Source organism: Streptomyces sp. URMC 127 (genome assembly GCF_051386535.1).
GTDB lineage: Bacteria > Actinomycetota > Actinomycetes > Streptomycetales > Streptomycetaceae > Streptomyces.
On sequence record NZ_JBPQTW010000249.1, the window covers coordinates 1 to 9406 of the forward strand.

Consider the following 9406-nt stretch of genomic DNA (forward strand, 5'->3'; position numbering starts at 1 on the left):
CCTCCCGGGCCGGGGCCCGGGGGGGGCCGGGGGCTTGCCCCCGGGAAGTGGTGAAGGGGCGGGCCAGGGGACATTCTGCCGCCGCGGCGGCGATCAGCCACCGCGGTGGTGACCGGCGGTGCCGGACCACCCGGACCACCCCGAGCCGCCGGAGCAACCCGCAGGGATCAGCGCCCCGCGAGGCCCGTAGAGAGGATCGCCGCCGCGACCGCCTGCGGCCGGTCGTACATCAGGAGGTGCCCCGCCGGGGCCACCGCCTCGAAGCGGCCGTCGAGCCGCTCGGCGAGCGCCCGCTGCCGTTCCAGCCAGCGCCGCTCCAGCCAGGACCCCGTGCCGGGGGAGGCGGCCAGCACGCTCACCGGCACGGGCGGCATGGGGCGGCTCTCGCGCAGGGCGTCCAGTTCGGCGGCCACGTCGCGGTAGCGGGCGTTCTCCATCAGCAGGGCCCGTACCACCCGCCCCGTGCCGTACGTGCGCCGTACGAGGTCCGCGGGGGCCGGGTCCTTCCGGCCGACGGACGAGGCGCGGACGGTGAGCCGCCGCAGGGCCGGCCCGAACGCCCGCGGCAGCCCCGCCGCGGAGACCACCGCGCCACGGGCGTGCGCGGCGGTGGTGCGCAGCCGGCGGGCGGGAACGGGCCGGGCGTCCTCCTCGACGCTGCTGTCGACGAGGACGATGCCGGCCGTGCGCTGCGGGTGCAGCCGGGCGAACGCCTCCGCGTGGAAGCCGGCCAGGGAGTGGCCGACGACCGTGGCGGGCTCGCGCAGCCCCAGCGCGTCGAGCACACCGGCTATCCGGTCGGCCTCGCCGCAGGCGGTCGGCGGCTCGACGGGCGGGGCGCTGAAGCCGAGCCCGGGCCGGTCGAAGCGGACGACGGTGCGGTGCGGGGTGAGCAGCGGCACGACGGGCTCCCAGTCGAACCAGCCCATGCCGAGCCCGGGGCTGAGCACGCACACCGGCCCGGAGCCCTCGCACAGCACGTGCAGCGGCACGCCGCCGACGCGGAGCATGCGCCCCGGCGGCCGCTCCGTGCCCGGCCGGGCCGGCGGCCGCATCGTGCCGTTGACGCCCTGGGCGCCGTTGGCGCCGTTGGCGCCGTTCACGCCGCTGCCGCCGTTCGCGCTGATCATGGGCTCCCCCTCGTCGCTCTCCGACAAGCTAACGGACGGGCTTCTCCCGGTGCTCCGGCGCCACCCAGTGGGGCTTGCGGAACTTCAGGAAGGCCAGCGGCGCGAGGAACCCGAGCACGAGCAGCCCGCCGCCGACGGTGAGCAGGTAGCGCCACAGCGGCCCGCCGCCGAACTGCTCGGGCGGGACGAAGCCGATGCACATGGCGGCGAGCGAGGCCGCGAACCCGGTGCCCGCGACGAGGCCCAGCGCGGGCACCCGGAAGCCGCGCGGCCGCTCGGGCTGGGTGCGCCGCAGGCGCACGGCGGCGGCGAACATCAGCAGGTAGACGACGAGATAGATCTGCGTGGTGATCACGGAGAAGATCCAGTACGCGCTGGAGACGTCCGGGATGAACGCGTAGAGGAGCGCGATGACGGTGGTGAGCGCGCCCTGGGCGACCATGATGTTGCGCTGGACGCCGTTCTTGTTGAGCTTCTGCAGCGCGGGCGGCAGGTAGCCCTCCTGCCGGGCGACCATCAGCAGGCCCTTGGAGGGCCCGGCCAGCCAGGCGAGCATGCCGCCGAGCGCCGCCGCGACGAGCAGCACGCCGACGACCTTGGTCAGCCAGCCCACGTGGAAGTGGTCGAAGAAGCCCTGGAAGGCCTGCATCACGCCCGCGGTGAGGCTGAGGTCCTCGCCCGGCATGACCCAGCTGATGGCCAGCGCCGGCAGGATGAAGATCAGCAGGACGAGGCCGGTGGCCGCGAACACCGAGCGCGGGAACTGCTTGCCGGGCTCGCGCAGCGACGAAACGTGGACGCCGTTCATCTCCATGCCCGCGTACGACAGGAAGTTGCCGACGATCAGCACGAGGCTGGCGAGGCCGGTCCACGGCGGCAGCAGGTGCCCGCTGTCCATGGGCGCGGCGGAGGCGTTGCCCTGGCCGAGGAAGACCAGGCCGAGGACGACGAGGACGACGCCGGGGATCAGCGTGCCGACGACGAGTCCGATGCTCGACAGACCGGCCACGGCCTTCGTGCCGCGCGAGGAGATGAGCACGCCCGCCCAGTAGACGACGACGATGACGACGGCGACGTAGAGGCCGTTGCCGGCGAGCCGCGGGTCGACGACGTACGCGAAGGTGCTCGCCACGTACGCCAGCAGGCTCGGGTAGTAGGCGATGGTCATCGCGAACTGGCACCACACGGCCAGGAAGCCCAGCGGCTTGGAGAGGCCCTCGCTGACCCAGCGGTAGATGCCGCCGGTCCAGCCCGAGGCGAGCTCGGCGGAGACCAGGGCGGTCGGCAGCAGGAAGACGACGGCCGGGAGGAGGTAGAGGAAGACGGCGGCGAGTCCGTAGAGCGCCATGGACGGCGCGGGCCGCAGGTTGGCCACGGAGGCGGTGGTCATCATCGCGAGGGTGACCCACGAGATGAACTGGGGCTGCGAAGGCTGTGAAGACTGCGCGGTCTTCGGCGGGGCGGGGACGGCGACGGGACGGTCGTCCCTCACCTGTTCCGTGGTGGTCATGGGAGGGAGAGCGTCCTTCAGGGCCGTGCGTCAAGCGTTTTCACCCCATCATCCCATTTCCGCACCCGTGGAGCGGGCATACCCCGAGGGGGTAGGGTGCGAGGGTGACCGGGGAGGGACAGGAGCCGACGGCGGCCGCGTGGTGCGGGCGTCTGCTGCTGCTCTCCGCCCTGCTGCTGGGCATCGTCACGATGCACACGCTGGGCCATCCGACCGGGCATGCGGCGGGTACGGGGCACCAGGCCGGTACGCATACGGCGGCGGGGATGCACGCGCAGCCCACGCACGCGCAGCAAGTGCACTCCCCCGGCCCCACCGCCGACGACCCGCTGTCCTCCCCCGGCATGGATCCCATGTCGGTCTGCCTGGCCGTCCTCGGCGCCGCCCTCCTGGCCCTCGTCCTGCTGCTGGTCACCGCGGCGCTGCGCCGCCGTGCCGCCGCTCCGGCCGCGGCCCGGGCGCTGCTGCTGCGGGCCCTGTGGCCGATCCCGCCGCCTCCGCGGCACAAGTCCCTCGCGCGGCTGTCGGTGCTGCGGGTGTAGGAGCACGCGTCCTCACGCGTCCCTACCCCTGCTTCAGCGACCCCTCAGAGGTGCACTCACCCATGCGTACGCACACCCGCACGCACCGCACGCCCACCCGCCGCTCCGTCCTCGGCGCCGGGCTCGCCGCCGCCGGCAGCGGCCTGCTCGCCGCCTGCTCCGACGGCGCGGGCGGCTCCTCCTCCCCGTCGGCCGCGCCCGCCGCCTTCGTCACGCCGGACGGCGCGGAAGTCGCCGCGGCCGAGGCGAAGCGCGGGAGCGGCCCGGTCCGCAGCGTCCGGCTGACCGCGACCCGCGCACAGATCGACCTGGGCGGCCGTACGGTCAGCACCTGGGCCTACGGCGACCGCCTGCCCGGCAAGGAGGTCCGTGTCACCGCGGGCGACACCCTGGCCCTCACCCTCGCCAACCACCTGCCCGAGCCCACGTCCATGCACTGGCACGGGCTCGCGCTGCGCAACGACATGGACGGCGTTCCCGGCGTCACCCAGCGCCCCGTGCAGGCGGGCGCGTCCTTCGACTACCGCTTCGCGGTCACGCACCCCGGCACGTACTGGTTCCACCCGCACTCCGGCGTCCAGCAGGACCGCGGGCTGTACGCGCCGCTGATCGTGGAGGACCCCAGGGAGCCGCTGCAGTACGACAAGGAGTGGGTCGTCGTCCTCGACGACTGGGTCGACGGGGTGGACGGCAGCACGCCGGACGCGGTGCTGGCCGAGCTGGCCAAGGGCATGGACCACGACATGGGCGGCATGGACCACGGCGGCATGCATCACATGTCCATGAAGACGGCCGCCGAGGCGGAAAAGCCGCCCTCCCGCATGCTCATGGGCGCCACCAGCCCCCTCCTCGGCGGGGACGCGGGCGACGTCGCCTACCCCCACTACCTGGTCAACGGGCGCGCGCCGGCCGACCCCGAGACGTTCGCGGCGAAGCCCGGCGACCGGATCCGCATCCGTTTCGTCAACGCGGGCGGGGACACCGCCTTCCGCGTGGCCCTCGGCGGTCACACGATGACGGTCACCCACACGGACGGCTTCCCCGTCGAGCACGCGGAGACGGACGCCCTGCTGCTGGGCATGGGCGAGCGCTACGACGTGCTCGTCGAGGCGAAGGACGGGGTCTTCCCGCTGACGGCGCTGGCGGAGGGCAAGAAGGAGGCCGCGCTGGCGCTGCTGCGCACGGGCGGCGGCGCGGCCCCCGGCGCGTCGGTGCGCCCGCGGGAGCTGGAGGGGAAGCTGCTGACGGCCGGCCGGCTCAGGGCGGGCGAGGCCGTACGCCTACGGGACCGCTCGCCCGACCGCACGATCACGCTCCGGCTGACCGGGTCGATGGCGAAGTACGACTGGGCGATCAACGGGGAGAAGTACGCCCCCTCACGGCGGCTCCCCGTGGCCGCGGGCGAGCGCGTGCGGCTCTCGTTCGTCAACGCGACGACGATGTGGCACCCGATGCACCTGCACGGCCACACGTTCGCCCTGGCGGGCGGGGGCGGGGGCGCGCGCAAGGACACGGCGATCGTGCTGCCGGGCAAGCGGCTGGACGTGGACTTCGACGCGGACAACCCGGGCCTGTGGATGCTCCACTGCCACAACGTCTACCACGCGGAGTCGGGGATGATGACGCTGCTCGGCTACCGGAAGTAGTCAGGCACGACCGTGAACGACGCAACTCGCCGCTCAGAGATCGCGTCAGATAGACGAGTACTCTGGGCGGCGTGCCTCAACTTCGCCTCGCTCTGAACCAGATCGACTCCTGCGTCGGCGATCTCGCCGGGAACGCCGAGTCGATCCTGCACTGGACCCGGCACGCGGCCGGGCAGGGCGCCCATCTGGTGGCGTTCCCCGAGATGGCGCTGACCGGCTACCCGGTCGAGGACCTGGCCCTGCGGCCCTCCTTCGTCGAGGCGTCGCGCGCGGCGCTGGACGCCCTCGCCGGGCGGCTGGCCGCCGAGGGCCTCGGCGAGCTGCCGGTGCTCGTCGGCTACCTGGACCGCAGCGAGGAGGCGCGGCCGCGCCTGGGCCGCCCCGCGGGCGCCCCGCGCAACGCCGCGGCCGTGCTGCACCGCGGCGCGGTCGCGCTGTCCTTCGCCAAGCACCACCTGCCGAACTACGGCGTCTTCGACGAGTTCCGGTACTTCGTGCCCGGCGACACCATGCCGGTGATCCGGGTGCACGGCGTGGACGTGGCCCTGGCGATCTGCGAGGACCTGTGGCAGGAGGGCGGCCGGGTGCCCGCGGCGCGCGCGGCGGGCGCCGGGCTGCTGCTGTCGGTCAACGCCTCCCCGTACGAGCGGGAGAAGGACGACACCCGCCTGGAGCTGGTGCGCAAGCGCGCCCAGGAGGCCGGGTGCACGACGGCGTACCTGGCCATGACCGGCGGCCAGGACGAGCTGGTCTTCGACGGCGACACGATCGTCGTCGACCGCGACGGCGGGGTGATCGCGCGGGCCCCGCAGTTCGAGGAGGGCTGCGTCCTGCTCGACCTCGACCTGCCGGCCGCCGCCTCCGCGGCGCCGTCCGGGGTCGTGGCCGACGGGCTGCGCATCGACCACGTCACGCTGTCCGCCGACCCCCTCCCCGCGTACGAGCCGGAGACGCCGGGCGGCGCGGCGCCGCACCTGAGCGACGACGCCGAGGTCTACCGGGCGCTGGTCACGGGCCTGCGCGCGTACGTCGTCAAGAACGGCTTCCGCAGCGTGCTGATCGGCCTGTCCGGCGGCATCGACTCCGCGCTCGTCGCCGCGATCGCGTGCGACGCGGTCGGCGCGGAGAACGTGTACGGCGTGGCGATGCCGTCGCGCTACTCCTCCGAGCACTCCCTCGCCGACGCCGAGGAGCTCGCCCGCCGCACCGGGCTCAACTTCCGCACCGTCCCGATCGCGCCGATGTTCGACGCGTACATGGGGGCGCTGAGCCTGACCGGCCTCGCCGAGGAGAACCTGCAGTCGCGGCTGCGCGGCACGATGCTGATGGCGATCTCCAACCAGGAGGGCCACATCGTCCTCGCGCCGGGCAACAAGTCCGAGCTCGCGTGCGGCTACTCGACGCTCTACGGCGACTCGGTCGGCGCGTACGGGCCCATCAAGGACGTCTACAAGACCTGGATCTTCCGCCTCGCCAAGTGGCGCAACGCGGACGCCGCATCCCGCGGCGAGACCCCGCCCATCCCCGAGAACTCCATCACCAAGCCGCCGAGCGCCGAACTGCGCCCGGGCCAGGTGGACACCGACTCCCTGCCCGACTACGAGCTCCTCGACCGGATCCTGGAGCTGTACGTCGACCGCGACCGGGGCCACGCGGAGATCGTCGCCGAGGGCTTCGACGCGGAGCTGGTCACGCGGGTCCTGCGGATGGTGGACACGGCGGAGTACAAGCGGCGCCAGTACCCGCCGGGCACGAAGATCTCGGCCAAGGGGTTCGGGAAGGACCGGCGGTTGCCGATCACCAATCGGTGGCGCGAGACGGGGTAACGGCGAAGCCGCTCACAACCGTCCGGAATCCGGACAGGAAAGATCGTTCTGCGTGGTAATTTGCAGGCCTGACTTTTCCGAAACCGGGGGGATTTCGCATGCTTTCCCGTGCACGCACCATTCTGATCGCCGGCGCCGGCGCCGCGGCCGTCGTCCTGGGCGCTGCCGCGCCCGGCATCGCGGCGGGTGACGACACCACCCTGCCCAGCGCCGTGGAGACCTTCGAGTACCCGGGCGCGGCGAAGATCCTCAAGGAGCGGGGCATCCGGCTCAACAGCGGTGACGGGCACATCCTGCTCACCGACTGCAAGGCCGGCCCCGCCGACATCACCGTCTACACGAAGCAGCGCGACGAGATCAACCAGGGCCGGATCTGCTTCAAGGTCACCGGCAACGGCAAGAAGGGCTACCTCTCCCTGGAGATCCCCGACGTCATCGGCATCGCGGCCGGCAAGTACGGCACGTGGGCGTCCGTCGGCGGCCCCACCGGCATGGTCAACGTGCCCGCGAACGACTTCAAGGCCGTGGGCGAGTCCGCCTGGGGCGAGCCCGCCACACTCATGGCCCTGCAGGTCTGACGCCGCTCCTTCGCCGGCCCTTTCCCTTCGCACAGCTTCAGTTCCAGGGGGAACATCACCATGGCTTCCGCACGTCCGCGCGCCGCGTGGATGACGGGCATCCTCGCGTCCGCCGCCACGGCGACGCTCCTGACCGGCGCCCCGGCGCACGCCGTCGCCGGCGAGCCCGTCGCCGACGGCGAGTACGCCTTCACGGCGAAGCTCGACATCAACGAAGGCGCACGCAGCTGCTCCGCCACGCTCGTCCAGCAGGAGTGGCTGATCACCGCCGCCAGCTGCTTCGCCGACGACCCGGCCAAGGGCTTCAAGACCGCCCCCGGCGCGCCGAAGTGGAAGACGACCGCCACCATCGGCCGTGAGGGCACGGTCGTGGACGTCGTCGAGCTCGTCCCGCGCGAGGACCGCGACCTGGTCATGGCGCGGCTGGCGCAGCCGGTCACCGGCGTCAAGCCCGTCGACGGGATCTCGACCATCCCCTCCCGGAAGGGCGACGGCCTGTGGGCAGCCGGTTACGGCCGGACCAAGGACGAGTGGGTTCCGGACCGCCTGCACGCCGCCCGCTTCAACGTCGACTCGGTCGACGCCACCACGCTGCGCCTCACGGGCGAGTCCCCGGACGCCGCCGTGTGCCAGGGCGACACGGGCGGCCCCCTCTTCGACCGGGTCAGCACGTTCCGCGTGCTGTACGGCGTCCACAGCACCTCCGGCCAGGCCGGTTGCTTCGGCGCTGACGAGTCGGAGAAGCGCCGGACCGCGTCCGAGACCCGGGTGGACGACATCGCGGGGTGGATCAAGGCCGTCGCCGCCCGCACCGTCCTCCCCCGGGTGAACTGGAAGGACGCCGTCCAGGTCGTTCCCGGTCACTTCGTCGCAACGAACGACAACGAGCGCTCGGACCTGTTCGTCGTCTGGGCCGACGGCTCGGCCAGCCTCTTCGAGGGCTCCGGCCAGGCCGACCCCAAGCTGCCGGTCTGGAAGGAGCACAAGCTCGCGGCCGCGGGGAGCTACTGGAAGGACGCGGAGGCCGTCACCTCCATCGGCGTGGGCTTCAACAGCACGGACGGGGTCGCCGTCCGCTGGAAGAGCGGCAAGCTCTCGACCTTCGAAGCGGTCAACGAGTTCGGCTTCGCCCGCGAGAAGACCCTCGCCTACCGCGACAGCTGGAAGAACGCCCGGTCCATCGCGGCCGGCAGTCACACCGACCCGGACCGGCGGGACGACCTGGTCGTCCTGTGGGCCGACGGCTCCACCTCGATGTATCCCGGCACCTCCGACAACGGCATCTCCAAGGAGATCCAGCTGACCCGTGCCGACAAGGCCCGGGAAGGTGCCCAGATCACCTCCGGCCGGTTCACCGGCCAGAAGGCGAACGACCTGGTCGTGCGCCTGAAGAACGGCAAGACCGACCTCTTCCCCGGCTTCGACGCCCGCGGCTTCCGCGACAGCATCGCCCTGCGCCCCGAGGGCTCGGCCTGGAAGTACGCGCAGCCGCTGGTGGCCGGTTCCTTCGGGGGTGGCAAGCAGGAGGACCTCCTGGCCCGCTGGGCCGACGGCAACCTCAGCTACTACGCCGACGTGGACGCCTCCGGCACCCACAACGAGATCCAGCTCGTCGGCTGAGCCGCCGCGGCCGCCCCGCTCGCGCGTTAGCATTGTTTGATTATTCAAGCAACGCTGATGGAGTGAGTCTGCCGTGAAGGTCGAGATCTACAGCGACATCGCCTGCCCGTGGTGCCACGTCGGCAAGCGCCGCTTCGAGCAGGCGCTGGCCGCGTTCCCCGGGGCGGGCGATGTCGAGGTCGTTTACCGGCCCTTCCAGCTCGACCCGCACGCCCCCGAAGAGCCGCTCCCCCACCGCGAGGTGCTGGCCGCCAAGTACGGGCCGCAGTCCGTCGCCATGGACGACCACATCACGCGGCTGGGGGCGGCCGAGGGGCTCACGTTCGACTTCGACACCGTCGTGGAGAACAACTCCCTCCTCGCCCACCGGCTCCTCCGCTTCGTCCTGGAGGAGTACGGGCCCGACGCCCAGGCCCGGCTGAAGGGCCGCCTGCTGGAGGCCCACTTCGGCGAGGGCCTCGACATCGGGGACCGCGAGCACCTCACGGACGCCGCGGTCACCGTGGGCCTCGACCGCGACCCCGTCGCCGCCTTCCTGGACGGCGACGACCTGC

At 72.7% G+C, this 9406-nt stretch carries 8 protein-coding genes; 6 read left to right on the forward strand and 2 right to left on the reverse strand.

Going from position 1 to position 9406, the window contains the following annotated elements; translation table 11 throughout:
- Positions 1–167: 167 nt before the first annotated feature.
- A complete protein-coding gene (locus ACSNOH_RS30645) occupies positions 168–1055 on the reverse strand; it encodes an alpha/beta fold hydrolase (RefSeq protein WP_436724717.1) in 888 nt (295 codons plus the stop codon).
- A gap of 103 nt (positions 1056–1158) precedes the next feature.
- On the reverse strand, positions 1159–2640 hold the full coding sequence (locus tag ACSNOH_RS30650) for an APC family permease (protein ID WP_436724710.1): 1482 nt from the start codon (positions 2638–2640) through the stop codon (positions 1159–1161).
- Between the two features lie 104 nt (positions 2641–2744).
- Here ACSNOH_RS30650 and ACSNOH_RS30655 point away from each other — a divergent pair, with 104 nt between their 5' ends.
- From ACSNOH_RS30655 to ACSNOH_RS30680, 6 genes are all read left to right on the forward strand, one after another.
- A complete protein-coding gene (locus ACSNOH_RS30655; protein ID WP_436724711.1) occupies positions 2745–3182 on the forward strand; it encodes a DUF6153 family protein in 438 nt (145 codons plus the stop codon).
- A 62-nt stretch (positions 3183–3244) separates the two neighbouring features.
- Positions 3245–4828, forward strand: coding sequence for a multicopper oxidase family protein (locus ACSNOH_RS30660; protein WP_436724712.1), 1584 nt, complete (start codon positions 3245–3247; stop codon positions 4826–4828).
- 71 nt (positions 4829–4899) lie between these two features.
- Positions 4900–6654: an NAD+ synthase gene (locus ACSNOH_RS30665; protein ID WP_436724713.1), complete on the forward strand. Its 1755-nt coding sequence runs from the start codon at positions 4900–4902 to the stop codon at positions 6652–6654.
- A gap of 98 nt (positions 6655–6752) precedes the next feature.
- Entirely contained in the window at positions 6753–7232 is a 480-nt protein-coding gene (locus ACSNOH_RS30670) for a hypothetical protein (RefSeq protein WP_436724714.1), read from the forward strand.
- Positions 7233–7292: 60 nt separating this feature from the next.
- A complete protein-coding gene (locus ACSNOH_RS30675; RefSeq protein ID WP_436724715.1) occupies positions 7293–8852 on the forward strand; it encodes a S1 family peptidase in 1560 nt (519 codons plus the stop codon).
- Positions 8853–8925: 73 nt separating this feature from the next.
- Positions 8926–9406 (forward strand): DsbA family oxidoreductase (locus ACSNOH_RS30680; RefSeq protein WP_436724716.1); only part of this gene is annotated, 481 nt, incomplete at its 3' end.